Raw genomic sequence first — 19,950 nt, forward strand, 5'->3', positions numbered from 1 at the left:
CCGAAGACGGGGATGAGCTACTACGTGGCGCGCATCCAGGTGCCCGAGGAGCAGACGGCGCGGCTGAACGGGGCCAAGCTGGTGCCGGGCATGCCCGTGGAGAGCTTCATGCAGCTCGGCGAGCGCTCCGTGCTCTCCTACCTCACCAAGCCCCTCACCGACCAGATCGCCAAAGCCTGGAGAGAACGATAGACGCGGGCGGGACGCGCCGATCCGTCTTGCCTCCCGGGGGCGAATCCTGATAAGGCAGCCGCCTTTCCGCGATGCGTCCGCTGCCATCGCCGGGGATGCCGAGAGGCGCTCCCGTTCCCGAGACTTGAACCGACAGGCGGCCGGGACCTCCGCGCCGAGAGAGAACCGATGAAGATTCGCAACTCGCTGAAGTCGCTCCGCGGCCGGCATCGTGACAACCAGCTCGTGCGCCGCAAGGGCCGGGTCTACGTGATCAACAAGACCCAGAAGCGCTTCAAGGCGCGCCAGGGCTGAGACCCTCCGCGGCCCGCGGGCTTCCCGCCCGCGGGCGCCGCATTCCGCGCGGCCGGAGCCCGCGCGGCAAGCGAGCGCGTTGACGCGCGCGCGCGGGGCGCACAAGCTCTCCCGATGCTGCGCCTCCTCCCCCTCGCCCTGGCAGCCCTCCTGGCCGCCGCGCATCCCGCCGCCGCGGCCCCGCCCGGCACGCTGTCCCGCGAGCCGCAGGCCGAGGACCGCGACAAGCCGGAGACGGCCAAGCCCAAGCCGCCCGCGAGCCTCGACGAGTTGTTCGCGCGCCTGCGCGACTCCGAGGACGATGCGGAGGCGCGCGGGATCTCCAAGCTGATCGAGCGGCGCCTCGACCGATCGGGCAGCGCCACCGCCGACCTCCTCACCGAGCGCGCCCGCCAAGCCATGGCGAGCCAGGATTTCCCCCTCGCCGTCGAGCTGATGGACCGGGTGCTGACGCTCGAGCCCGGCTGGTCCGAGGGCTGGAGCCGGCGGGCCAGCGTGTTCTGGCACCTCTCCGACAAGGCCGCCGCGATCGCCGACCTGCAGCGCGCCCTCGTGCTGGAGCCGCGCCATTTCGAGGCCTGGGCGACGCTCGGCCGGCTCTACCTCTCCATGGACGACAAGGCGCGGGCGCTCGGCGCCTTCCGCCGCGCCGCCGCCCTCTATCCGCGCATGGACAAGGTCCAGAGCTCGATCGAGCGGCTCGCCCCCGAGGTCGACGGCCGCGACCTCTGATGGGCGTCGCGCAGGCGCTCGCCGGGCTTGCCGGCCTCGTCGCGGCCCTGATCGGCGGCGTTCTCGGCCTCGGCGCCCTGGCCAGCCTCCTGATCACGCTTCGTGCCGAGGCGGAGTTTCCGCCGGCCGGCCGCTTCGTCCCCGTGGCGGGCGGCCGCCTCGCCGCGATCGAGGCCGGCCCCCGCGAGGGCGCGCGCGGCACCGTGATCCTGCTCCACGGCGCCTCGGCGAACGGCGCCGAGCCGATGGAGGGGGTGGGCCGCCTCCTCGCCGCCCAGGGCTTCCGGGTGATCGCCTTCGACCGGCCGGGCTTCGGCTGGAGCGACCGCCTCGCCGCCGCCACGCCCGCCGCGCAGGGAGCCGTCATCGCCGAGGCTCTGGAGGGGATGGGGATCGGCCCCGCCATCGTGCTCGGCCATTCCTGGTCCGGCGCGCTCGCGGCGAGCCTCGCCCTCGACCATCCGGAGCGGGTGGCGGGCCTCGCCCTGGTCTCGCCGGTGGCCCTGCCGTTCCCGCAGCGCCCGGATCCGCCCTGGTACTGGCGGCTCGCCCTGCAGCCTCTCGTGGCGTGGCTTCTCAGCCGCACCCTAGGTCCGCCGGTGGCGATGACCTACCTGGAGCGGGCGGCGAGATCCGTGTTCGCGCCGCAGGCGGTGAGCGACGATTATCTGACCCGGGCGCGGGCCGCCCTGGTCCTGCGGCCGGGTACGCTGCTCGCCAACGTGCAGGACCTGACCGGGCTGCCCGCCGCTCTGGCGGCGCAGGGCCCGCGCTACGGCGGCATCCGGGTGCCGACCGTGATCGTGGCGGGCGAGGCGGATCCGATCGTGCGCACCGAATTCCAGGCCCGCCCGCTCGCGCAACGCATCCCCGGCGCGGAGCTCGTGGTGCTGCCGGGCATCGGCCACATGGTGCATTACGTTGCCGCCGAGGCCCTGGCGCGGGAGGTCGGCCGGCTCGCGGAGCGGATCGGCGAGCGCAGGCCGCTGCCGGCGGCGGCCCCATGATGTCAGGTGGCCGGCCTCTCCCGAACGGGAGAGGCGAGGCGTCGCTCACGCCCGGGCGGCGTGCTCGCGGGTGACGAAGGCGATGCGCACGAGGTTCGTGGCGCCCGGCGTGCCGAAGGGGACGCCCGCCACCACGATGACCCGGTCGCCGACCTCGGCGAAGCGCTCGCGCACGGCGAATTTCGCGGCCCGGAAGGCCATGTCGTCGACGTCGCTCGCGTCGTTCGTGACGATCGGGTGCGTGCCCCAGGCCATGGCGAGGCGGCGCGCGGTCTCCCGCTTCGGCGTGAGCGCGATCACGGTCGCGTTCGGGCGGGAGCGGGCGAGCCGCAGGGCGGTCGAGCCCGAATGGGTCCAGGCCATGATCGCGTTGAGGCCGAGGGAGCCGACCATCTGGTGGGCCGCGGCCGCGATCGCGTCCGAGGCGGTGGCCTCCGGGGCGGAGCGCTGCTGGGCCGTCAGGATGTCCCAGTAGAGCGCGTCCCGCTCCACCTGCTCGGCGATGCGGCTCATGGTCGAGATCGCCTCGACCGGGAAGGCGCCGGAGGCGCTCTCGGCCGAGAGCATCACGGCGTCGGCGCCCTCGTAGACCGCGGTCGCCACGTCCGAGACCTCGGCGCGGGTCGGCACCGGGGCCGTGATCATGGATTCGAGCATCTGCGTCGCGACGACGACGGGCTTGCCGAGGCGCCGCGCGCCGCGGGTGATGCGCTTCTGCACGCCGGGCACCTGCTCGAGGGGCATCTCGACGCCGAGATCGCCGCGGGCGACCATCAGGCCGTCGGAGACCTCCATGATCTCGTCGAGGCGGGTCAGCGCCTGCGGCTTCTCGATCTTGGCCATCACCAGGGCGCGGCCGGCGGCCAGCGCCTTCACCTCGGCCATGTCCTCGGGGCGCTGCACGAAGGAGACGGCGATCCAGTCGGCGCCGGCATTGAGCCCGGCCTCGAGGTCCAACCGGTCCTTGTCGGTCATGGCGGGGACCGGGATCACGGTGTGGGGCAGCGAGACGCCCTTGCGGTTCGAGATGCGGCCGCCGACCTCGACGCGGGTCACGGCGCGGCCCGGCCCCACCTCGGTGACGGTCAGGCGCAGCTTGCCGTCGTCGATGATGACCGAATGGCCGGGCTCCAGCGCCGAGAGGATCTCGGGATGGGGCAGGTAGACGCGCTCGGCGTTGCCCGGCGTCTGGTCGCTGTCGAGGACGAAGCTCGCCCCGTTCGCGATCATGGCGCTGCCCTCGGCGAAGGCGCCGAGCCGCAGCTTCGGGCCCTGCAGGTCGACGAGGATCGCGATCGGGCGCTTGGCCTCGCGCTCGATGGCGCGGATCACCTCGATTTTCTCCGGCAGCTTCTCGCGCGGCAGGTGGCTCATGTTGAGCCGGAACACGTCAGCGCCCGCGTGGAAGAGCTTCGTGATCATCTCCGGCGTGTCGGAGGCCGGTCCGAGCGTGGCGACGATCTTCGTGCGGCGTGAGCGTTTCAATCCGGCCTCCATCAAGGCAGCGCAAGCCCGGCGGTGCGTCGTGTCCGGCCGGTTGAGGGCGAGCGGCCACAAGCACCGGCCGGGCCGCCGCGTCAAGCGGCCGGGGCCGGCAATCGCCGTTTCACGGGGGAGGCGCGCGCCACTCCGGGGCCGAGGCTTCGGACGTCGCCTTCGGAGGCAGGGGAAAGAGGGTGACGAAGCGCTCCGCGAGCGCCCGGTCGCCCTCGAGGCTCAACGCGCCGGCGAGCGCCTCGAAGGACTGGCCGCCATAGATCGCCGCGGCGATGACCGGGGCGGGGCCGGAAAAGACGAGGTCCGCCCCCTCGAGCGGCCCACGCTCCACCGTGATCGCCCCGTCCGCGACGCGGGCGAGGTAGGTTTCCGCGCCGATGCGGAAGCCGATCCGGGCCGACAGGCCCGCCGCCCGCCCCGGGTCGAGCATGGTGCGCAGCGACAGGAACAGCGAGGTGGCGCTGAAGGGCAGGCTCGGGTCGTGGAGCGGCGAGCGCGCCGCCCAGCGGCCGAGGGCCTGGAAGATCGGCTCGCTCTCGGAACCCCAGGGCGTCAGCGCGTAGACCTGGCTACCGGCCGGCGGCGGCAGCCTGCGGCGCACGAGGATCCCCACCGCCTCCAACCCTTCGAGGCGCTGCGTCAGCACGTTGGCGCTGATGCCGGGGAGATCCGCGCGCAGGTCGCTGAACCGCTTCGGGCCGAGCATCAACTCCCGCATGACGAGGAGCGCCCAGCGCTCGCCGACGAGATCGAGGGCGTGCGCGGCCGCACAGGCATCCTCGTAGCGCCGGGACGTTCTCGAACCCTCAGTCACTTTTTCTAACTTCATAGTTGCAATTTATAACTGAATCGGGCATCAGGGTCAAACTTGGCCGCGAGGGGCCGGGCGAGGAAGGAAAGTCCGATGCCGCAGATGATCTTCGTGAACCTGCCCGTGCGCGACGTGGCGAAGTCCACGGCCTTCTACGAGGCGGTGGGCGCCACCAAGAACCCGGCCTTCTCGAACGACGACGCGTCCTGCATGGTGTTCTCGGATGTCATCCACGCGATGCTCCTGAGCCATGCCTTCTTCGGCACCTTCACGACGAAGACGATTCCGGACGCGCGCGAGACCTGTCAGGTGCTGATCTGCATCTCGCAGGAGAGCCGCGAGGCGGTCGACGCGATGGTGGCGAGGGCCGCGGCCGCGGGCGGGCGCGCGGATCCCGGCCCGACGCAGGATTACGGCTTCATGTACGGCCGCAGCTTCGAGGATCCCGACGGGCACGTCTGGGAGATCAGCTGGATGGATCCCGTGGCGGCGGCGCAGGGTCCGGAGGCCTATGCCGCGGCGAACGGCTGAGGCGGCATCGAAGGGTCGCGGCGAATCGGGCACGATCGGCCGCCCACTGACGAGAGAGGGAGACCCGCATGTCCGAGCGCGCCAACAGCTTCGTCTGGTACCAGCTCATGACGACCGACACGGGAGGGGCGGAAGCCTTCTACCGCGCGGTCGTGGGATGGGAGGCGCAAGCCTGGGAGGGAGAGGGCGGCCCCTACACGGTGCTCAGCGCGGATGGGCGCCCGGTCGCCGGGATCGCGCCCCTGCCCGACGAGGTGAAGGCGCAGGACGGCCATCCGGGCTGGAGCGGCTTCGTCGGCGTCGCCGACGTCGACGCGATGGCGGAGCGGGTGGCCGCGGCCGGGGGCGGCGTGCGCAAGGGTCCCGAGGACCTGCCGGGCGTCGGCCGGTTCGCCGTCGTCACCGATCCGCAGGGCGCGTTCTTCGTCCTGTTCCAGCCGAGCGGGCCCGCTATGGCGGAGGCCCCTGCCGGCACGCCCGGCCATGTCGGCTGGCACGAGCTGTTCGTGACGGACTGGGTTGCCGCCTTCGACTTCTACGCCGGCCTGTTCGGCTGGACGAAGGACCGGGCCGTCGAGCTCGGGCCGATGGGGACCTACCAGACCTTCGCGGCGAACGGGCGCGCGATCGGCGGCATGATGAACCGGCCGCCGAGCCTGCCGGTCTCGGCCTGGGGCTACTATGTCACGGTGCCGGAGATCGATGCCGCCGCCGCCCGCGTCACGGAGCACGGCGGCAAAGTGCTGATGGGTCCGCACGAGGTTCCGGGCGGCTCCTTCATCGTGCAGTGCATGGACCCGCAGGGCGCCTTCTTCTCCCTCGTCGCCGCGCGGCGGTGAGGGGGGTCAGGGCGAGGGCGCGGCCGGCTGGTTCGGGTCGGTGAGCTGGATCGTCCAGCTCTTCTGCTCGCCGGTATCGACCTCGAAGAAGCCGTTGCGGTCGTAGCCGCGGGCGAGGCAATCCTCGACCCCGCGGATCGTGAACTCGGCATCCTTGGTGCACATCAGCGAGCGCCCGCTCCACTCGCCGCCGCGCGTGTAATCCACCGCGAAGACGTAGTAGAAACGGGCCGCGAGCGCCCCCTTGAGGAGCGTCTCGCAGGCCTTCGGCGTCAGGTCCCACCACCCTTCCGTGACCCAGCCCTGCGGGTCCCGGTAGCCGAGCGCGACGCCGACCTTGCTCGCCGTCAGGTTGCACATGCGCAGGTCCGCCCGCGCGGGCCCAGCGCCGAGAAGGCAGAGGCCGGCCGCGAGGGCGAGACCGAGCGCGAGGCGGGGCGCGCGCACGCGCTCAGCCGACGAGGATGATGCGGCAATCGTTGACATTGGTGCGGGTGGGGCCGGGCTGAACGAGGTCGCCGATCGTCGCGAAGAAGCGCGTCGAGTCGTTGTCGGCGAGCATCGCGGCCGGATCGAGGCCGGCGGCGCGGGCGCGCTCCAGGGTCGTCGGGTCGACGAGGCCGCCCGCCGGGTCGGTCGCCTCGCCGCGGCCGCCATCGGTGCCGTCCGTGTCGGCCGCGATGCCGGCGATGCCGGCTTCGCCCTCGAGCGCGATGGCGAGCGCCAGCGCGTATTCCTGGTTCGGACCGCCATGGCCCTCGCCGCGGATCGTGACGGTGAGTTCGCCGCCGGAGATCAGCGCCACCTTGCGGCCTTGCGCCTTCGCCTCGCGGGCGAGGCGCGCGTGCTCGGCCGCCACCTCGCGGGCCTCGCCCTCGAGATCGGGGCCCAGCATGACGGGCTCGTAGCCCGCCTTCCCGGCGGCCGCGGCGGCCGCTTCGAGCGCGTCGATCGGCCGGGCGATGATGCGGTACTCGGCGCGGGCGAAGGCCGGGTCGCCCGCTTTCGGGGTCTCGTTGTTCGGGTCGTCGAGGAGCGCCCTGGCGGCCTCGGGCAGGGGGATGCCGCGGCGCTCGCAGATGGCGCGGGCCTCCGCCAGCGTCGAGGGGTCGGGCACGGTCGGCCCCGAAGCGATCACGGCCGGGTCGTCGAAGGGCACGTCGGAGATGGCGAGCGTCAGGATGCGCGCGGCGTTGCGGGCGGCGAGCGCGAGGCGCCCGCCCTTGATGCGCGAGATGTGCTTGCGCACCGTGTTGATCTCGTTGATCGGCGCCCCCGAGCGCAGGAGGGCGCGGGTGATGGCCTGCTTCTCGGTGAGCGTCAGGTCGCCGGCCGGTGCGATCCAGTTCGCCGAGCCGCCGCCGGAGAGGAGCACCAGCACCTCGTCGTCGGGGCCGGCCTCCGAGGCGATGCGCAGGGCTTCCTTCGTGGCCTCGATGCCGGCGGCATCCGGCACCGGGTGACCGGCCTCGACCATGCGGATGAGCGGCGCCTCCTCCCCATAGCCGTGGCGGGCCACCGCGAGGCCGCTGATGCGGTCGGCCCCGAGCCCGTGCTCCTCCCGGTAGAACCGGCTCGCCACCGCGGCCATGCTGCCGCCCGCCTTGCCGGCGCCGAGGATGATCAGACGGCCCTTGGGCGGGGGCGGCAGGTGGGGCAGGAGGCAGCGCGCCGGGTGGGCAGCGGCGATCGCCTCGGTGAGGAATCCGTTGAGCAGGCTGCGCAGGTCGGTCGCGCCGGTCTCGTTCGGCGTCCCGGTCGGGGCGGGCGTGGTGGCACTCATGCGGGCGTCCTCGCGCGTCGTGTCGTCTTCTTCTCGTGCGTCCTCGCCCTCGCGCCCGCGTCAGCGAGGGGAGGGCGACGGGCCTCATGTTGCCGTGAGCGCACGATCCTTGATACGTGCTCTGCCCGAGCCTCGACCCGTCGGCAAGCTGGAAACGAACCGGATCCCCCATGCCCGTCCCGCATCCGCCCCACCCCGTCGAGACGGTGCCCGGCGATCCGGCCTGCGGTCTGCTCCTGATCTGCGACCACGCCTCGAACTTCGTGCCGGAGGACATCGTCCTCGGTGTGGCCGAGGCGGAGTTCGGCCGTCACATCGCCTACGACATCGGCGCGGCCGGCGTGACGCGGGCGCTCGCCCGCCATCTCGGCGCCCCCGCGATCCTCACCCGCTTCTCGCGCCTCATCATCGACCCGAACCGGGGCCGGGCCGACCCGACCCTGGTGATGCGCCTCTCGGACGGGGCGGTGGTCCCGGGCAATGCCCGCATCGACGAGGCGGGCAAGGCGGAGCGCGTCGCCCGCTTCTACGAACCCTTCGACCGGGCGATCGACGCGGGCGTCGCGGCGGGCGAGGCGGCCGGCGCCCCGCCGGCCATCGTCACGATCCACAGCTTCACCCCCTACTGGCGCGGGGTGGCGCGGCCCTGGCAGGTCGGCATCCTCTACGACCGGGACGACCGCCTGAGCGCGCCTCTCATCGCCGGCCTCAGGGCCGACCCGGCCGGGCTCACGGTCGGGGACAACGAGCCCTATGACGGGGGCCTGCCCGGCGACACGATCGACCGCCACGCCACCGCCCGCGGCCTGCCGAACGCGCTCGTCGAGATCCGCCAGGACCTGATCGCGGGCGAGGGCGGCCAGGCGGAATGGGCCGAGCGCTTTGCCAAGCTGCTCGGCCCGATCCTCCGCCCCGCCGCTTGACGCGGGCGCCCGCGCCGCCGACCTGAGCGGACACGCCCCATCCAGGAGCAGACCACGATGCCCGAGATCGACCCAAAGACCCAGACGGAGCTGGAGGCCGCCGTGTTCCGGCGCCTCGTCTCGCACCTGCGCAACCGCCCGGACGTGCAGAACATCGACCTGATGAATCTGGCGGGGTTCTGCCGCAACTGCCTCTCGAACTGGCTGAAGGACGCCGCCGACGAGCGCGGCCTGCCGCTGACCAAGGACGAGAGCCGCGAGCAGGTCTACGGCATGCCCTACGAGGCCTGGAAGGCCCAGCACCAGGCGGAGGCGACCCCCGAGCAGCAGGCCGCCTTCGCCGGGCGGCAGGCCGAGCCGCACTGAGCCCGGCGGGCCCGGCTCGGCTAATCTCCCGGTAAGGTTGCTCGCCTACCACCCCGCGTGAGGCGCCGCGCGCGGCGCGCAGATGGAAGGACTTTCGGAGACATGGCAGCCTCAGCAAGCCCGGCGGTCGACCCCTCCTCGGTCGCCGCCGACCAGCTCAAGAGCTTCATCGAGCGCATCGAGCGCCTGGAGGAGGAGAAGGCGGGCCTCGCCGGCGACATCAAGGACGTCTACGCCGAGGCGAAGGGCACCGGCTTCGACACCAAGGCGCTGCGCAAGATCATCTCGCTGCGCAAGAAGGACCATGCCGAGCGCCAGGAGGAGGAGGCGATTCTCGAACTGTACATGCAGGCCCTGGGCATGGCGTAGCCGCGCCCGCTCAGGTCCGGGCGGCCTCGTCCGCACGCACGAGGTCCCGCCATTGCAGCACCAGCCGCTCGAAGGCGGCGACATCCTCGGGCGCGAGGCGGCCCAGCGTGCGCGCCACGTAGGCCTCCTGCGCCGCTATGCCCCGCGAGGCGAGGCCCGTGCCCGCCGGGGTGAGGTGGAGCGCGTGGGAGCGCCGGTCGCCGGGAATCGCGCGGCGCTCGACGAGGCCCGCCTCGACCAAGCGGTCGATCAGCCCCGAGACGTTGCCCTTCGTGACGTAGAGGCGCGCGGCCAGTTCCTGCTGCGTCAGGCCCTCGCGCTCGGTCAGGGTCGAGAGCACGTCGAATTGCGGGATCGAGAGCCCGATCTCGCGCAGTTCCGCCCCGACGGCGGCCGAGACCCGCCGGTTCAGGCGGATGAACCGGAACCAGACCCGGAGCGGATCGACCGGATCCGGCTCGTGAGCCGGGGCTTGGCCCGGACTTTCCATGGCTGTGACACGCGACATCGTGGCCTGCCTATAGCAGACCCGCGGCCGGCGGGCAGCGGGGCTCCCCGAGACAACTGTGGGAGGTTGCGCGCCGGCCTCATCCGCTGTCGGCAGCGGGCTTCCGGAGGCCGCTCTTCTCCGACCGGTACGTGTTCTGGTTGCGGTCCGCGCCGCGGGTAGCGCGGCGGCCGGGCGAGTTGTAGAGCTTGGGTCCCGCCGCGTGCCCCCTCCCGCCTCAGCCAGCCTCGGACAGCGAACCCGCCACCATGCGCCGCCTGCTCATCGAGGAACCCGTCACGCGTGCCGGCGGCCTGTCGCGGCAGGTGGCGTGGCTGGCGCTCCTCGTCACGGGGATCGCGCTCCTGCTCGTCCGCGATCCGCGGGCGGAGACCGGCCCGGCGCTCGCGACCCTCGGCAGCGGGCTCGCCCTCGCCCTCGTCTCGGTGCTGCTCGCGGCCTACGCCCTCCTGCGGGTCTGGCGCGAGGGCGCGCGTGGGCTCGGCGCGGCCTTCGGCGGCCTGTTCCTGGCGCTGCTCGTCCTCGCCTACCCCGCCTACGGGGCCCTGCGGGGCCTGCGCCTGCCGGCGATCAACGACGTCACCACCGACATCGAGAACCCGCCCGCCTTCTCACGCTCGCGAACCGCCTTTGCCGCCCGCGACGGCCGCTACCCGCCCGATCCCGGGCCGGCCGCGCGCGAGCGGCAGCGCGGCGCCTACCCGCAGATCGCGCCGCTGACCCTCGACATCGACGCGGACCAGGCCTTCGAGCTGGCGCGGAAGGCGGCGATCAACCGGCGCTGGCAGATCGTCGAGGCGATTCGCCCCGGCGGACGGATCGGCAACGGGCGGATCGAGGCGATCTCGCGCAGCCTCGTCCTGAACCTGCCGGACGACGTCACCGTCCGCGTGCATCCCCGGGCGGACGGGGCGCGGATCGACGTGCGTTCGGCCTCGCGCCTCGCGGGCCGGGATTTCGGCGTCAACGCCGACCGGATCCGGGCCTATCTCGACGAGGTCGCCAACCTCGCCATCGCGGTGAAGTGAGGGTTCGCACGCGATCCGTCCCTTCCGGGGTGCCGGATCGCGCCGCCGATCAGATCCCGGCCCCGGCCCGGTAGCGGCCGTCGAGGCGGGCAGGCCCGTCCGTGAGGACGAGGCCGCGCTCCACCAGATCCTCGAGATGGGCGAAGACCGAGAGGGCCGCGGCCCCCAGCAGCGCCGGGTTGAGCCCCTGATAGATCGCCTCGACGATCCCGCGGATGTCGGCCTCGCCCGCCGCGATGCGGGCGCGGATCGCGGTCTCCCGCTGGCGGCGATGGGCGGCGAGACCCCGAACGAAGCGGCGCGGATCGCGCACCGGGCCGCCATGGCCGGGCCAGTAGACCGTCTCGGACCGCTCCCGCAGCTTGTCGAGGGAGTCCAGGTAGGCGCGCATCGAGCCGTCCGGGGGCGCGACGATGCTCGTCGACCACGCCATCACGTGGTCGCCCGAGAACAGCGCCTCCTCCTCCGGCAGGGCGAAGGCGAGGTGGTTCATGGTGTGGCCGGGCGTCTCCACGGCGGCGAGCGTCCAGCCGGGTCCGGAGACCGTCTCGCCCTCGCGCAGTTCGCGGTCCGGCCTGTGCAGCCTGTCGGCGCTGGCGTCGAGCATCGGCAACTCGCCCTCGGCGAGCGAGCGCGCCGCCCGGTGCGGCCCGCACCCGACGATCGGCGCGCCCGTGCGCGCGGCGAGGAGGCGCGCGCCCGGCGAGTGGTCGCGGTGGGTGTGCGTCACCACGATCGCCTCGACGCTCTCGCCCGCGAGGTCGGCGAGGAGCGCCTCCACGTGGCCCGCATCCTCGGGCCCCGGATCGATCACCGCGACGCGGCCGCGCCCGACCACGTAGGTGCAGGTGCCGCTCGCGGTGAACGGGCCGCCATTCGGGGCGATGCGGCGGCGAACGAGCGGCGTCAGCGCCTCGATCGTCCCCGGCGCGGGCGTAGCACCGTCGAAGGCCGGCTCGGCCTCCGGCCCGCCATTCGTCTCACCCATCGATCGGAACTCGGGTCTCGGCCTCGGGCGGCGTGCCCGGACATCCGCGCGGGCCTACGACATCGCGCCGCCGCGGACAACGGAGCGCCGCTCAGCGGGCGTAGGGCGAGGGCTCGACCACGCGCACCGGGCCGAAGCCGCCTGACGCCCCCTCGGCGCGCAGGACACCCCGGAAGCCGTCGCCGATCGCGGCGACGCGGACGATGGTCCCCCGGTCGGCCGCGCGCATCGCCTTCCGGAAGGCGCGGATCTCCGCCTCCCGGCGCAGGACGCCGACCCTGTCCTCGATCGTCCGGGTCCGGGCGGCGGACAGGCCCCGCGCCCGGCGGAAATCGACGAGTTCGAGGGCGCCCGAGCGGGCCGGGCTCACCACGCCCACCGTCGTGCGCATCGCGACCACGTCGCCCCGGCGCAGGGTGCGGTCCTGCGCGATCGGGAAGAGGGGGCCGCCGCCCGCGGGCTGGCAGGAGCAATCCGCGACGCGGCGCTGGCGATAGACGTTCGCGAAGGCCGCCCCGAGATAGGGCTGTCCCTTGAGGCTCACCGCGCGGTCGAGGTCGTTCTCGCCGCGGGACAGCGTGTAGAGGCTCGTCGCGGCATTCGGGCAGGCGGCGGCGCAGGCCGCCTCGTGCACCGGCAGGTTCTGGCGCGAGGCGAGGTTGCCGAGGGGGAAGAGATAGCCGTCGCAGGCACGCACGCAGACCGTGCGCGTCCCCGCGGGCGCCGAGGCGGCGATCCGGTCCGCGCGGGGCGTGGCGCGGCGTCCGTGCACGCTCCGCCCGCGCAGGTCGGCGAGGCGCCGCCCCTGCTGGACCCAGCGCTCGCGCGGGAGGCGATGCGCCTGGGGCAGGGTGGCGTAGCGCAGCGGCCGGGAGGCGGGCAGGGCGACGCGCTGCGTCGGCTGGGGGCGGAAGAGGTCCTCGAAGAAGCCGAAGATCCCGTTGCGCTCGGAGGCCCGCACGAGGCTGGCGCTGATGACCACGGCTCCCATGCCCAGGATGAGGCCGGCCAGAGCCGTCCCGAGCATCTGCCGAGGCGTGCCGCCGGAGACGAGGAACCGGACCAACCGCACCCTCATCGTCATGGATCTCTCCCCGGACGCCGCCGAATCGTCCGGCCAAGCTCGCGCGGAGCCTATTAAGCGGGGCGACCGCCGCGCGACAATTGCGGAAGACCGCGCAGGCTCCGCGACGATTGGTCGATCCTCGACGGAACAGCAGCCCGGGCGGGCGCAAGACTGCGCGCAACACTACGGATGTCCACCCCGCAACCGGACCTCGGAGACTGAGCGAGGGCGCGAGACACGGGGATCGCGCGCACGAAAAAGCCGCCCGGAGGCGGCTTCGAGAGGATCGACGAGCCCGGAGGCCGCTGGGGGAGGGCGCTCAGCGGCGGTGGGCCGGGTGGCTACGCACGCGGACGGGCACCGGCTGCGGAGCGGGGGAGGGAATCACGCCACCGAGCAACCTCTCCACGCCCTTGAGCGCGGCATCGGCCGCCGCGGTGGCGGCCTCGGTGAAACGCTTGGCGGCGGTGGCGAAATCTCTCATCGCGGAGCTCATAGTCAGGGCTCGTTTCCGGGGACCGTCTACGAACGCGAAGCTGGCCGGCCCTGTTCCGGGCCGCAGCACGCGGTCGTGCGGTGCGACACTCAAGATGAGAACCGAACGCGCCCGGCGGGAGGGCCGGAGGCGATGCGCCGCAGCCCTCCGTGAGAAGGCTGGGACGAGGCCCTGGCACGCGGGCCGCCGGCAAGAGATCACCCCCGCGAGCACTCGGGGGCGCGCAGAGGAACGGATTCGAAAACTTGGCGTTATTGCCTTCAGAAGGTGACGGCTCAGCCCGCACCACGCTTGAGAAGGAACACGCAAATGCTCGGATGGGCCGTAACGTTTCTTGTCGTGGCGCTCGTGGCCGCGCTCCTCGGCTTCGGCGGCATTGCCGGCACGGCGATGGAAGCCGCCAAGCTCGTCTTCTTCGTCGCCATCGTGCTGTTCGCGATCTCGGCGGTGATCGGCCTGATGCGGGGTCGTTCGCCCACCCTGTAACCTCGGTGACCCAGCGCGGCCTGCAGAGAGCGGCCGCGCGAAAGGCCGCTTCGCCGATCAAGGCGGGGCGGCCTTCTAATTCGAGCGAGGCTTGGCGCGAGAGCGGCCTCAGGCCTTGTCGGGCTCGGAGGCGTCGAGACGCGCGATCAGATCGCGGAAGCGGTCGGGCACGGGCTGCTGAATCACGGCGTCGTACATTGCCCGCAGATGATTGCCGATGCGCCGCTGCGTCTGCTCGCTCAGACCGGCTCCCGAATCCTGACGTCTGGAATCAGAGGCGCTTCCGCCACGCGCCTTCTCTCCGCCGCCCCGCTCCGGACGGTCCCCGGCACCACCATCATCGTTCATCCACAGGTCCCCTTGACGCCGCAGAGCGGCGCCGCCGCGATTGTTTTGCGGCTTGACATACGTCATGGCTGCTGCAGCAACGCCGTGACACACAATCGGTTCCGCCCACCCGGAACGGAGTCGGACCGTCCGCGTTGGGGCGGAGGCTAGCAGAAGAACGGCAAGGCCCAGGGGATCTTATGTCGACATCGCAACTCGTCGTGCAGCACCTGCCCTATCTGCGCCGCTACGCGCGCGCGCTCACGGGCAGCCAGGTCGCTGGCGATGCCTACGTGGCGGCCACGCTGGAAACGCTGGTGAACGAGCCCGAGACGCTCGGCCGGAGCTCCAACGTCAAGGCCGACCTGTTCCGCGTCTTCACCCGGATCTGGAACTCGCTGTCGGTGAATGGCCAGAGCGAGCAGGTCCAGCACGATCTGCCCGCCGAGGTTCGGCTCGGCCAGATCACGCCGCTGCCCCGCCAAGCCTTCCTGCTCTCCTGCCTCGAGGGCTTCTCCGAGGAGGATGCGGCGATCATCCTCGACGTCGACGTCTCGGAGGTGCGCGACCTCGTGGACGAGGCGGGCCGCGAGCTCGCCGCCGACATGGCGACCGAGATCCTGATCATCGAGGACGAGCCGCTGATCGCCATGGACCTTGAGGCCCTCGTCGAGGGTCTCGGCCACAACGTGATCGGCGTCGCCCGCACGCGCACCGAGGCGATCAAGCTCGCCGGCGACAAGCGGCCCGGCCTGATCCTCGCCGACATCCAGCTCGCCGACGGCTCGTCGGGGCTCGACGCGGTCAACGACCTCCTGAAGACCTTCGAGGTTCCGGTGATCTTCATCACCGCCTACCCGGAGCGGTTCCTCACCGGCGAGCGCCCGGAGCCGGCCTTCCTGATCGCCAAGCCGTTCCAGCCGGCCAACGTCTCGGCGGTGATCAGCCAAGCGCTCTTCTTCCAGCAAAGCGCCCGCCGCCGGGAAGCCCGCACCGCCTGACCCAGCGTCGATCGGGACCACCGACAGCAGCCCCGGCCCGCAAGGCCGGGGCTTTCGTTTGCGCGCTCCCCCGCATCGGCCCGGGCGCCGGGGCCAAGTCCGCAAGAGTAGGCGAGTGCGCAAGAAAAAACGGGCCGGAGGGATCCGACCCGTTCGAAGGTTCCGGCCAATGCACAAGGGGAATGCGGGGAGGACCAGGTGGCCGGGTGTCATGCTAACGGCCAGGAAGCGGCCAGGTTCCGGACGCATCCGATTTTTCCGGTGGTCTGCGGCATTTCCGCCACAAGGATGCCTGTGGAAGACGGTGGACGGGGCCTGCGGCGTAGCGGGTCTGATCGGCCGAATACTCACTCTGAGCTAGACGATCGCAATTAAGGAACCGGTTACCCCCAGCACGCGTTGTCCCGACATCCTGTCAAGCTCCCATCGGAGATCCCGACGATGCTTCGGTCCGGCTTCATTCTCGGCGTGAGTGGTCCGGCTGTCGTCTTGACCCTGCTCGTCCACCCGATGGTGCGGCACAAGGCCGACACGTGGAGCACGGTCCCCACGGCTCAGGCGCAACCCGTCGCCGCCTCGGAGTCGAGCGCGATCGTCCTGCCCGCGCCCCTGCCGGGCATGCGCCCGGTCTCCACGGCGCTGAGCCCGATCCGCTTCGCGACGGCGCCCCGCCCCGCGGGCCAGAGCCCGACCGGCCCCGCCGTCTCGCAGCAGCAGGGAACCGAGATGGGCGAGCAGGCACCGATCCGCCCCCGTCGCATGCGCGACGGCTGCGAAGGCGCGCTGAGCTCTCTCGTGGGCCCGGAGGCGCGGCGGATGGTCCCGGGCCGCTGCATCGCCTGAAGCGAGCAGGCCGCCCCCAGGACGCAGCCAACTCAGACTCATGCGGGGGGTCAGGCCGTCGGCACCCGATCAAGAGGAACGAAAAACCCCTCGCCGGTGACGAGGGGTTTTTCGTTTTGGTGCTCGCCGGGATGGCAGCGAGGGTGAGGCCGCGCCCGAGAGGGCGGGCGCCACCCCCGCGGAAGTCCTACTCCGCGCCCCCGCGGCCCGTGCCGGTCGACTGGCCGCCCTTGCGGCCGGCGGACGACGCGAGTTCCCGGTCCTGCGAGAACGAGCGCTTCTCGGCAGGCACGCTGCGCCCGCCCTTGCTCGCGATCTCGCGCTGGCGTTCGAGGTCCATCGAGGCGAAACCTCGCTTCGAAGTCGAATTTCCAGTTGCCATCAGCGCCTCCTCAGGCTTTGCCTCACACGAGGGTCAACCTTCACCAGTAACCGATGGTTCCTCTGCTCGATCGTCGCCCCGTGAGCGGCAACCCCGAACCTTCCGATGCGTTGTGCGGGCAGAACCGCGCGGCCCAAATATTCGCCCCCTGCAGCACTGGGTCATTTTGGGTCAGTCACGGCCGCGCAGAGATGAAGGCATGACATGACAAATCGCGAGATGGCGAAGGGCGCAGCCTCGGCAGATCCCGCCGCGGCACCGCGGCCGAACGAGCACCCGCTCCCGCCCATGCCCGCCCCCGAAGACAGCAGCACGCCGACGACCCGCGAGGAGCCGGTCGACTCGCCCCAGCCCAATGCCAGCGCCAAGCGGGCTCCTCCGGCCCCGACCCATCCGGGCCTCGCGACGGACCGGACCTGACGCCTGGCTTCAGGCCCCGCGACGCCGCCTCGTCCGGGAGAGGATCAGGATTCCGCCCGCGATGGCGACGATCGTGGCGAGCGCGGCGGCCATCAGAAGGCGGCGGACCAGCGGCGTGTAGAGGCCGGTCGCCGCATCGAACCCGTAGCAGAGCAGGGTGAACCGGTCGGCGAGCGTGCCGACCCGCCCTTCCCCCGCCTCGACGATTGCGAGGCGGAGGTCGCGCCCGTTCATCGCCAGCGGCGAGAGGACCCGCGCCAAGCGCCCGTCGGGCGCGAGGAGCAGGGACGCGGCGGGGTGGGCGATCGCGTCCGCCCCAGGGTCCCGGATGAAGCCGTAGCCGAGGGCGCCCGTCAGCCGCTCGATCGTGGCCTGATCGCCGACGAGCGCGCGCACGCCCTCGCCGAGAGCCGCACCGGCGCCGTCCCTGTCGAGGAGGGTGCGGGCGGCGGGCGGCCCGTCCCGCGGATCGAGCCCGACGAGGATCAGCGATATGTCGATGCCGGGCCGCAGGCCGGTGGCCCGCAGCGCCGCCGCCGACAGCGACACCATCGGGTCGCAGACGTTGCCGCAGGTATAGTCGACCGGAAGGAGCAGGGCAGGGCGCCCATCGAGCGCGGCGCCAAGGCCGATCGGGCGCTCTTCGCGCGCCTCCGTGAAGACGAGCTCCGGGGGAACGCGCGCACCGGGCGGCGGGGCGACGGCGACGCTCGCCATCTCGGCCCGGGTGAGGCGCGCCTCGGCAGCCGGAGCCAGGCCGCAGGCGAGGGCGATGAGGAGGGCGCGAAGGCGCCTGTAGCGAGGCCGGGCGCGGCCTGCCGCGACGGGGGCCTCTGGACAAGGGGCGCGCAACCCGCATGGATACGGGCCCTCTTCGATCTCGTGAGACGGACGGTTCGGCCTTGGCGCGTCACGGAGCAGCATCATGACCCTCGACGCCGAGGTCCTGTCCCTCAGGCAGGTGCCGCTGTTCCGCGAGGTGGAGCCGGCACGCCTGAAGCTCCTCGCCTTCACGAGCGAGCGCGTGCATTTCGAGCCGGGCCAGCGCTTCTTCGCGCAGGGTGACATCGCCGACGCGGCCTACCTGATCCTCGAGGGCAGCGCCGCGGTGTCGATCGAGGGCGCGCAGGGGCCGTTCCGGCTGGCGCTCCTTACCGAGAACGCCCTCGTCGGCGAGATGGGCATCCTCGCCGACCAGCCGCGTTCGGCCACCGTCACGGCCGAGACCGCGACGACGGCGCTCCGCGTCGACCGCGGCGTCTTCCTCGAACTGCTCGGGCAGTTCCCGCAGATCAGCATCGCCGTGATGCGGGAACTCGCCCTGCGCCTGGAGCAGACCAACCAGGCTCTGGCTCAGAGCCGGGGCTGAGATCAGCGGTACTTCCAGCCCCACTCGCCGTAGATCGGGTAGCCCCGGCGATAGGCCTCGTACTCGGCGCCCCGGTCGTTCGGGCGGTAGCCGTTGCGGTAGGCGTAGGGGCTCGGCTCGATGTAGCTCGGGTTCTGCAGCTGCTGGCGCAGGTAGCCGTCGCCCTCGCCCGAGGAACCGCCGCCGCGCGCCTGGGCGGCGCCCGCGGCAAGGGTCAGGGTGGCTGCGGCCACCAGGATCGTCCGGATCATCGTCGTCTCCGATTTCATCTGGTCGGACAACGATATGGGGACGGCGACGGTTGCGGGCCAGGATGGCCGGCGGGGCGCGAAATGCGCCCCCTCACGCGCTCGTGTAGGTCACACGCTCGTGTAGGTGATGAACTCCATCAGGGAGCCGTCCGGGTCGCGGAAATAGACGCTCGTCCCCTCGCCGGCCGCGCCGTTGCGGGTGACGGGTCCGACCTCGACCGGAACGCCCTGGGCGGCGAGATGCGCCATCGCCGACTCGATGCTGCCCGACCAGCGGAAGCAGAGGTCGCTGTTGCCCGGCATCACCGGCTTCTCGGCCCGCGGCTCGCCGATCTGCCCGGGCCCGTGGACGTTCAGCTGCACGCCTCCGAAGCGGTAGGCGAAGCCGCGCCCGACCGGGATCACCTCGGCACCGAGGACGTCGCGGTAGAAGGCGGTCGAACGGTCCCAGTCCGAGACGTGGATGACGCAATGGTCGAGGTGGATCGCAGGGCGGAGCGCTTCGTCGGGACCGGTCCCGGCGTCGATCGGCAGGGTCTGCGTGTCGGCCATCGGACGCCCCGTCTCGCTGTCCTCGATGACCGGGAGATAGGGCGGCCGGAGCGGGGCTGCGAGCGGTTCGGTACCCTCGCATACGGTCGATCCCGAAACCGTGAGCGCCGCGGGCGGGCAAGGCCATTGGCCACGCGATGCGGCGCAAAAGTCACATCGGATCCGGGCCGGAGGGGTTAGCAAGGGCCGGATCGAGACGAAACCAGCATGGGGGGCGCATGAACCGCCGCATCCTGATCGCCGCGATGTTGATCGCGCCGCTCGCAGCCTGCAACAGCCGCGGGCCCGTCAACATGGCGGCCGAGGACGATTCGGCCTGGTACATCGGGTCGATGCCCGACAAGCCCTACGACGTGCCGCTCGTCGACAAGTCGCGGCTGGACCCGAAATACCGGCGGCAGATCGTGCGCTACGGCGGCCCGGAGAAGCCCGGCACCATCGTGGTCGACATCGACAACCGCCAGCTCGCCCTGGTGCAGGAAGATGGCACCGCCGTGCAGTACGGAGTCGGCGTGGGCAAGCTCGGCTTCTCCTGGAAGGGCGAGGCGCGGGTCGGCCGCAAGGGCGTCTGGCCGGATTGGAGCCCGACCACCACGATGGTCTCGCTCAACCCCGACCTGCCGCGCACCCGCAAGGGCGGCCTCGACAATCCGCTCGGCGCGCGCGCCCTCTACCTCTACCAGGGCAACCGGGACATCCTGTTCCGCATCCACGGCACCAACGAGCCCTGGAGCATCGGCGAGCAGCTCTCCTCGGGCTGCGTGCGCATGCTCAACGAGGACATCGTCGACCTCTACGAGCGGGTGCCCGTCGGCACGACGGTACTCGTCAAGCGCAACGGCAAGTACCGGGTCTGAGCGGCGGGCGCTCTGTCGCGCAACCCGGGGAC

At 72.2% G+C, this 19,950-nt stretch carries 28 protein-coding genes and 1 pseudogene; 16 read left to right on the top strand and 13 right to left on the bottom strand.

What is annotated here, in order from left to right; all coding sequences use genetic code 11:
- From J2X36_RS10680 to J2X36_RS10695, 4 genes and pseudogenes are all read left to right on the top strand, one after another.
- Positions 1–192, top strand: a pseudogene (locus J2X36_RS10680) (HlyD family type I secretion periplasmic adaptor subunit); the annotation flags it as partial.
- A gap of 168 nt (positions 193–360) precedes the next feature.
- Positions 361–486: a type B 50S ribosomal protein L36 gene (ykgO, locus tag J2X36_RS10685; protein WP_003601867.1), complete on the top strand. Its 126-nt coding sequence runs from the start codon at positions 361–363 to the stop codon at positions 484–486.
- A 114-nt stretch (positions 487–600) separates the two neighbouring features.
- Positions 601–1,218: a tetratricopeptide repeat protein gene (locus tag J2X36_RS10690; RefSeq protein WP_132253802.1), complete on the top strand. Its 618-nt coding sequence runs from the start codon at positions 601–603 to the stop codon at positions 1,216–1,218.
- Complete coding sequence (locus J2X36_RS10695) at positions 1,218–2,225, top strand: alpha/beta hydrolase (protein ID WP_310349485.1); 1,008 nt, start codon at positions 1,218–1,220, stop codon at positions 2,223–2,225. Before J2X36_RS10690 ends, J2X36_RS10695 begins: the two co-directional genes overlap by 1 nt.
- A gap of 45 nt (positions 2,226–2,270) precedes the next feature.
- On the opposite strand, the gene pyk is transcribed toward J2X36_RS10695, so the two are convergent.
- Together pyk and J2X36_RS10705 are read right to left on the bottom strand one after the other, a co-directional pair.
- Entirely contained in the window at positions 2,271–3,710 is a 1,440-nt protein-coding gene (pyk, locus tag J2X36_RS10700) for a pyruvate kinase (protein ID WP_310349488.1), read from the bottom strand.
- 121 nt (positions 3,711–3,831) lie between these two features.
- Positions 3,832–4,551 carry a winged helix-turn-helix transcriptional regulator gene (locus tag J2X36_RS10705; RefSeq protein WP_310349491.1) on the bottom strand — a complete coding sequence of 240 codons (720 nt, stop codon included), beginning with the start codon at positions 4,549–4,551 and terminating at the stop codon, positions 3,832–3,834.
- A 75-nt stretch (positions 4,552–4,626) separates the two neighbouring features.
- Here J2X36_RS10705 and J2X36_RS10710 point away from each other — a divergent pair, with 75 nt between their 5' ends.
- Together J2X36_RS10710 and J2X36_RS10715 are read left to right on the top strand one after the other, a co-directional pair.
- A complete protein-coding gene (locus J2X36_RS10710) occupies positions 4,627–5,064 on the top strand; it encodes a VOC family protein (protein WP_132253811.1) in 438 nt (145 codons plus the stop codon).
- A 68-nt stretch (positions 5,065–5,132) separates the two neighbouring features.
- Positions 5,133–5,903, top strand: coding sequence for a VOC family protein (locus J2X36_RS10715; protein WP_310349493.1), 771 nt, complete (start codon positions 5,133–5,135; stop codon positions 5,901–5,903).
- A 6-nt stretch (positions 5,904–5,909) separates the two neighbouring features.
- Here J2X36_RS10715 and J2X36_RS10720 read toward each other — a convergent pair whose 3' ends face one another.
- Together J2X36_RS10720 and J2X36_RS10725 are read right to left on the bottom strand one after the other, a co-directional pair.
- Positions 5,910–6,389, bottom strand: coding sequence for a DUF1036 domain-containing protein (locus tag J2X36_RS10720; RefSeq protein WP_310349496.1), 480 nt, complete (start codon positions 6,387–6,389; stop codon positions 5,910–5,912).
- Complete coding sequence (locus J2X36_RS10725) at positions 6,355–7,686, bottom strand: glycerate kinase (protein WP_132253820.1); 1,332 nt, start codon at positions 7,684–7,686, stop codon at positions 6,355–6,357. The genes J2X36_RS10720 and J2X36_RS10725 overlap by 35 nt, the downstream gene beginning before the upstream one ends.
- 170 nt (positions 7,687–7,856) lie before the next feature.
- Between J2X36_RS10725 and J2X36_RS10730 the strand changes: the two genes are divergently transcribed.
- The 3 genes from J2X36_RS10730 (at position 7,857) to J2X36_RS10740 (ending at position 9,344) form a co-directional block, all read left to right on the top strand.
- Positions 7,857–8,609 carry an N-formylglutamate amidohydrolase gene (locus tag J2X36_RS10730; protein WP_310349499.1) on the top strand — a complete coding sequence of 251 codons (753 nt, stop codon included), beginning with the start codon at positions 7,857–7,859 and terminating at the stop codon, positions 8,607–8,609.
- A 57-nt stretch (positions 8,610–8,666) separates the two neighbouring features.
- Positions 8,667–8,975, top strand: a complete 309-nt coding sequence (locus J2X36_RS10735; protein ID WP_310349502.1) for a DUF1244 domain-containing protein — start codon at positions 8,667–8,669, stop codon at positions 8,973–8,975.
- A gap of 102 nt (positions 8,976–9,077) precedes the next feature.
- On the top strand, positions 9,078–9,344 hold the full coding sequence (locus J2X36_RS10740; RefSeq protein ID WP_109895687.1) for a DUF2312 domain-containing protein: 267 nt from the start codon (positions 9,078–9,080) through the stop codon (positions 9,342–9,344).
- A gap of 10 nt (positions 9,345–9,354) precedes the next feature.
- Here J2X36_RS10740 and J2X36_RS10745 read toward each other — a convergent pair whose 3' ends face one another.
- Complete coding sequence (locus tag J2X36_RS10745; RefSeq protein WP_132253903.1) at positions 9,355–9,834, bottom strand: MarR family winged helix-turn-helix transcriptional regulator; 480 nt, start codon at positions 9,832–9,834, stop codon at positions 9,355–9,357.
- Positions 9,835–10,100: 266 nt separating this feature from the next.
- On the opposite strand from J2X36_RS10745, the gene J2X36_RS10750 reads away from it, so the two are divergent.
- The gene (locus J2X36_RS10750; RefSeq protein ID WP_310349506.1) at positions 10,101–10,880 is read left to right on the top strand and encodes a DUF1499 domain-containing protein; all 780 of its coding nucleotides are present in this window, start codon (positions 10,101–10,103) and stop codon (positions 10,878–10,880) included.
- 49 nt (positions 10,881–10,929) lie between these two features.
- On the opposite strand, the gene J2X36_RS10755 is transcribed toward J2X36_RS10750, so the two are convergent.
- The 3 genes from J2X36_RS10755 to J2X36_RS10765 all read right to left on the bottom strand — a co-directional run bounded on the left by J2X36_RS10755 (position 10,930) and on the right by J2X36_RS10765 (position 13,418).
- Positions 10,930–11,868, bottom strand: a complete 939-nt coding sequence (locus J2X36_RS10755) for an MBL fold metallo-hydrolase (RefSeq protein WP_132253829.1) — start codon at positions 11,866–11,868, stop codon at positions 10,930–10,932.
- 91 nt (positions 11,869–11,959) lie between these two features.
- Complete coding sequence (locus J2X36_RS10760) at positions 11,960–12,952, bottom strand: DUF2865 domain-containing protein (RefSeq protein WP_310349513.1); 993 nt, start codon at positions 12,950–12,952, stop codon at positions 11,960–11,962.
- 301 nt (positions 12,953–13,253) lie between these two features.
- Complete coding sequence (locus tag J2X36_RS10765; RefSeq protein ID WP_310349516.1) at positions 13,254–13,418, bottom strand: hypothetical protein; 165 nt, start codon at positions 13,416–13,418, stop codon at positions 13,254–13,256.
- 321 nt (positions 13,419–13,739) lie between these two features.
- Here J2X36_RS10765 and J2X36_RS10770 point away from each other — a divergent pair, with 321 nt between their 5' ends.
- Positions 13,740–13,916 (top strand): DUF1328 domain-containing protein, encoded by a 177-nt coding sequence (locus tag J2X36_RS10770; RefSeq protein ID WP_003599466.1) that lies wholly within the window; start codon positions 13,740–13,742, stop codon positions 13,914–13,916.
- Between the two features lie 108 nt (positions 13,917–14,024).
- Here J2X36_RS10770 and J2X36_RS10775 read toward each other — a convergent pair whose 3' ends face one another.
- The gene (locus J2X36_RS10775; RefSeq protein WP_132253833.1) at positions 14,025–14,330 is read right to left on the bottom strand and encodes a NepR family anti-sigma factor; all 306 of its coding nucleotides are present in this window, start codon (positions 14,328–14,330) and stop codon (positions 14,025–14,027) included.
- Positions 14,331–14,443: 113 nt separating this feature from the next.
- Between J2X36_RS10775 and J2X36_RS10780 the strand changes: the two genes are divergently transcribed.
- Positions 14,444–15,244: a response regulator gene (locus J2X36_RS10780; protein WP_132253835.1), complete on the top strand. Its 801-nt coding sequence runs from the start codon at positions 14,444–14,446 to the stop codon at positions 15,242–15,244.
- Positions 15,245–15,685: 441 nt separating this feature from the next.
- Positions 15,686–16,087, top strand: coding sequence for a hypothetical protein (locus J2X36_RS10785; RefSeq protein ID WP_132253837.1), 402 nt, complete (start codon positions 15,686–15,688; stop codon positions 16,085–16,087).
- Between the two features lie 187 nt (positions 16,088–16,274).
- On the opposite strand, the gene J2X36_RS10790 is transcribed toward J2X36_RS10785, so the two are convergent.
- Complete coding sequence (locus tag J2X36_RS10790) at positions 16,275–16,469, bottom strand: general stress protein (RefSeq protein ID WP_109895673.1); 195 nt, start codon at positions 16,467–16,469, stop codon at positions 16,275–16,277.
- 204 nt (positions 16,470–16,673) lie between these two features.
- Between J2X36_RS10790 and J2X36_RS10795 the strand changes: the two genes are divergently transcribed.
- Entirely contained in the window at positions 16,674–16,889 is a 216-nt protein-coding gene (locus tag J2X36_RS10795; RefSeq protein WP_310349572.1) for a hypothetical protein, read from the top strand.
- Positions 16,890–16,898: 9 nt separating this feature from the next.
- Here J2X36_RS10795 and J2X36_RS10800 read toward each other — a convergent pair whose 3' ends face one another.
- Positions 16,899–17,606, bottom strand: a complete 708-nt coding sequence (locus J2X36_RS10800; RefSeq protein ID WP_310349575.1) for an SCO family protein — start codon at positions 17,604–17,606, stop codon at positions 16,899–16,901.
- A 208-nt stretch (positions 17,607–17,814) separates the two neighbouring features.
- On the opposite strand from J2X36_RS10800, the gene J2X36_RS10805 reads away from it, so the two are divergent.
- Complete coding sequence (locus tag J2X36_RS10805; RefSeq protein WP_310349577.1) at positions 17,815–18,258, top strand: Crp/Fnr family transcriptional regulator; 444 nt, start codon at positions 17,815–17,817, stop codon at positions 18,256–18,258.
- Between the two features lie 2 nt (positions 18,259–18,260).
- Here J2X36_RS10805 and J2X36_RS10810 read toward each other — a convergent pair whose 3' ends face one another.
- A complete protein-coding gene (locus J2X36_RS10810) occupies positions 18,261–18,509 on the bottom strand; it encodes a hypothetical protein (protein WP_245516545.1) in 249 nt (82 codons plus the stop codon).
- 108 nt (positions 18,510–18,617) lie between these two features.
- Positions 18,618–19,061, bottom strand: coding sequence for a VOC family protein (locus J2X36_RS10815; RefSeq protein ID WP_310349584.1), 444 nt, complete (start codon positions 19,059–19,061; stop codon positions 18,618–18,620).
- A 218-nt stretch (positions 19,062–19,279) separates the two neighbouring features.
- Here J2X36_RS10815 and J2X36_RS10820 point away from each other — a divergent pair, with 218 nt between their 5' ends.
- Positions 19,280–19,918, top strand: a complete 639-nt coding sequence (locus J2X36_RS10820) for a L,D-transpeptidase (RefSeq protein WP_132253849.1) — start codon at positions 19,280–19,282, stop codon at positions 19,916–19,918.
- Positions 19,919–19,950: the final 32 nt, after the last annotated feature.

The organism is Methylobacterium sp. BE186 (genome assembly GCF_031457035.1).
Lineage (GTDB): Bacteria > Pseudomonadota > Alphaproteobacteria > Rhizobiales > Beijerinckiaceae > Methylobacterium > Methylobacterium segetis.

What these genes read in the sequence shown, in the direction of transcription:
- ykgO (WP_003601867.1), top strand. Translation starts at nt 361, where the DNA reads ATGAAGATTCGCAACTCGCTGAAGTCGCTCCGCGGCCGGCATCGTGAC.
- J2X36_RS10690 (WP_132253802.1), top strand. Translation starts at nt 601, where the DNA reads ATGCTGCGCCTCCTCCCCCTCGCCCTGGCAGCCCTCCTGGCCGCCGCG.
- J2X36_RS10695 (WP_310349485.1), top strand. Translation starts at nt 1,218, where the DNA reads ATGGGCGTCGCGCAGGCGCTCGCCGGGCTTGCCGGCCTCGTCGCGGCC.
- J2X36_RS10705 (WP_310349491.1), bottom strand. Translation starts at nt 4,551, where the DNA reads ATGAAGTTAGAAAAAGTGACTGAGGGTTCGAGAACGTCCCGGCGCTAC.
- J2X36_RS10710 (WP_132253811.1), top strand. Translation starts at nt 4,627, where the DNA reads ATGCCGCAGATGATCTTCGTGAACCTGCCCGTGCGCGACGTGGCGAAG.
- J2X36_RS10715 (WP_310349493.1), top strand. Translation starts at nt 5,133, where the DNA reads ATGTCCGAGCGCGCCAACAGCTTCGTCTGGTACCAGCTCATGACGACC.
- J2X36_RS10720 (WP_310349496.1), bottom strand. Translation starts at nt 6,389, where the DNA reads ATGTCAACGATTGCCGCATCATCCTCGTCGGCTGAGCGCGTGCGCGCG.
- J2X36_RS10725 (WP_132253820.1), bottom strand. Translation starts at nt 7,686, where the DNA reads ATGAGTGCCACCACGCCCGCCCCGACCGGGACGCCGAACGAGACCGGC.
- J2X36_RS10730 (WP_310349499.1), top strand. Translation starts at nt 7,857, where the DNA reads ATGCCCGTCCCGCATCCGCCCCACCCCGTCGAGACGGTGCCCGGCGAT.
- J2X36_RS10735 (WP_310349502.1), top strand. Translation starts at nt 8,667, where the DNA reads ATGCCCGAGATCGACCCAAAGACCCAGACGGAGCTGGAGGCCGCCGTG.
- J2X36_RS10740 (WP_109895687.1), top strand. Translation starts at nt 9,078, where the DNA reads ATGGCAGCCTCAGCAAGCCCGGCGGTCGACCCCTCCTCGGTCGCCGCC.
- J2X36_RS10745 (WP_132253903.1), bottom strand. Translation starts at nt 9,834, where the DNA reads ATGGAAAGTCCGGGCCAAGCCCCGGCTCACGAGCCGGATCCGGTCGAT.
- J2X36_RS10750 (WP_310349506.1), top strand. Translation starts at nt 10,101, where the DNA reads ATGCGCCGCCTGCTCATCGAGGAACCCGTCACGCGTGCCGGCGGCCTG.
- J2X36_RS10755 (WP_132253829.1), bottom strand. Translation starts at nt 11,868, where the DNA reads ATGGGTGAGACGAATGGCGGGCCGGAGGCCGAGCCGGCCTTCGACGGT.
- J2X36_RS10760 (WP_310349513.1), bottom strand. Translation starts at nt 12,952, where the DNA reads ATGACGATGAGGGTGCGGTTGGTCCGGTTCCTCGTCTCCGGCGGCACG.
- J2X36_RS10765 (WP_310349516.1), bottom strand. Translation starts at nt 13,418, where the DNA reads ATGAGAGATTTCGCCACCGCCGCCAAGCGTTTCACCGAGGCCGCCACC.
- J2X36_RS10770 (WP_003599466.1), top strand. Translation starts at nt 13,740, where the DNA reads ATGCTCGGATGGGCCGTAACGTTTCTTGTCGTGGCGCTCGTGGCCGCG.
- J2X36_RS10775 (WP_132253833.1), bottom strand. Translation starts at nt 14,330, where the DNA reads ATGACGTATGTCAAGCCGCAAAACAATCGCGGCGGCGCCGCTCTGCGG.
- J2X36_RS10780 (WP_132253835.1), top strand. Translation starts at nt 14,444, where the DNA reads ATGTCGACATCGCAACTCGTCGTGCAGCACCTGCCCTATCTGCGCCGC.
- J2X36_RS10785 (WP_132253837.1), top strand. Translation starts at nt 15,686, where the DNA reads ATGCTTCGGTCCGGCTTCATTCTCGGCGTGAGTGGTCCGGCTGTCGTC.
- J2X36_RS10790 (WP_109895673.1), bottom strand. Translation starts at nt 16,469, where the DNA reads ATGGCAACTGGAAATTCGACTTCGAAGCGAGGTTTCGCCTCGATGGAC.
- J2X36_RS10795 (WP_310349572.1), top strand. Translation starts at nt 16,674, where the DNA reads ATGACAAATCGCGAGATGGCGAAGGGCGCAGCCTCGGCAGATCCCGCC.
- J2X36_RS10800 (WP_310349575.1), bottom strand. Translation starts at nt 17,606, where the DNA reads ATGGCGAGCGTCGCCGTCGCCCCGCCGCCCGGTGCGCGCGTTCCCCCG.
- J2X36_RS10805 (WP_310349577.1), top strand. Translation starts at nt 17,815, where the DNA reads ATGACCCTCGACGCCGAGGTCCTGTCCCTCAGGCAGGTGCCGCTGTTC.
- J2X36_RS10810 (WP_245516545.1), bottom strand. Translation starts at nt 18,509, where the DNA reads ATGATCCGGACGATCCTGGTGGCCGCAGCCACCCTGACCCTTGCCGCG.
- J2X36_RS10815 (WP_310349584.1), bottom strand. Translation starts at nt 19,061, where the DNA reads ATGGCCGACACGCAGACCCTGCCGATCGACGCCGGGACCGGTCCCGAC.
- J2X36_RS10820 (WP_132253849.1), top strand. Translation starts at nt 19,280, where the DNA reads ATGAACCGCCGCATCCTGATCGCCGCGATGTTGATCGCGCCGCTCGCA.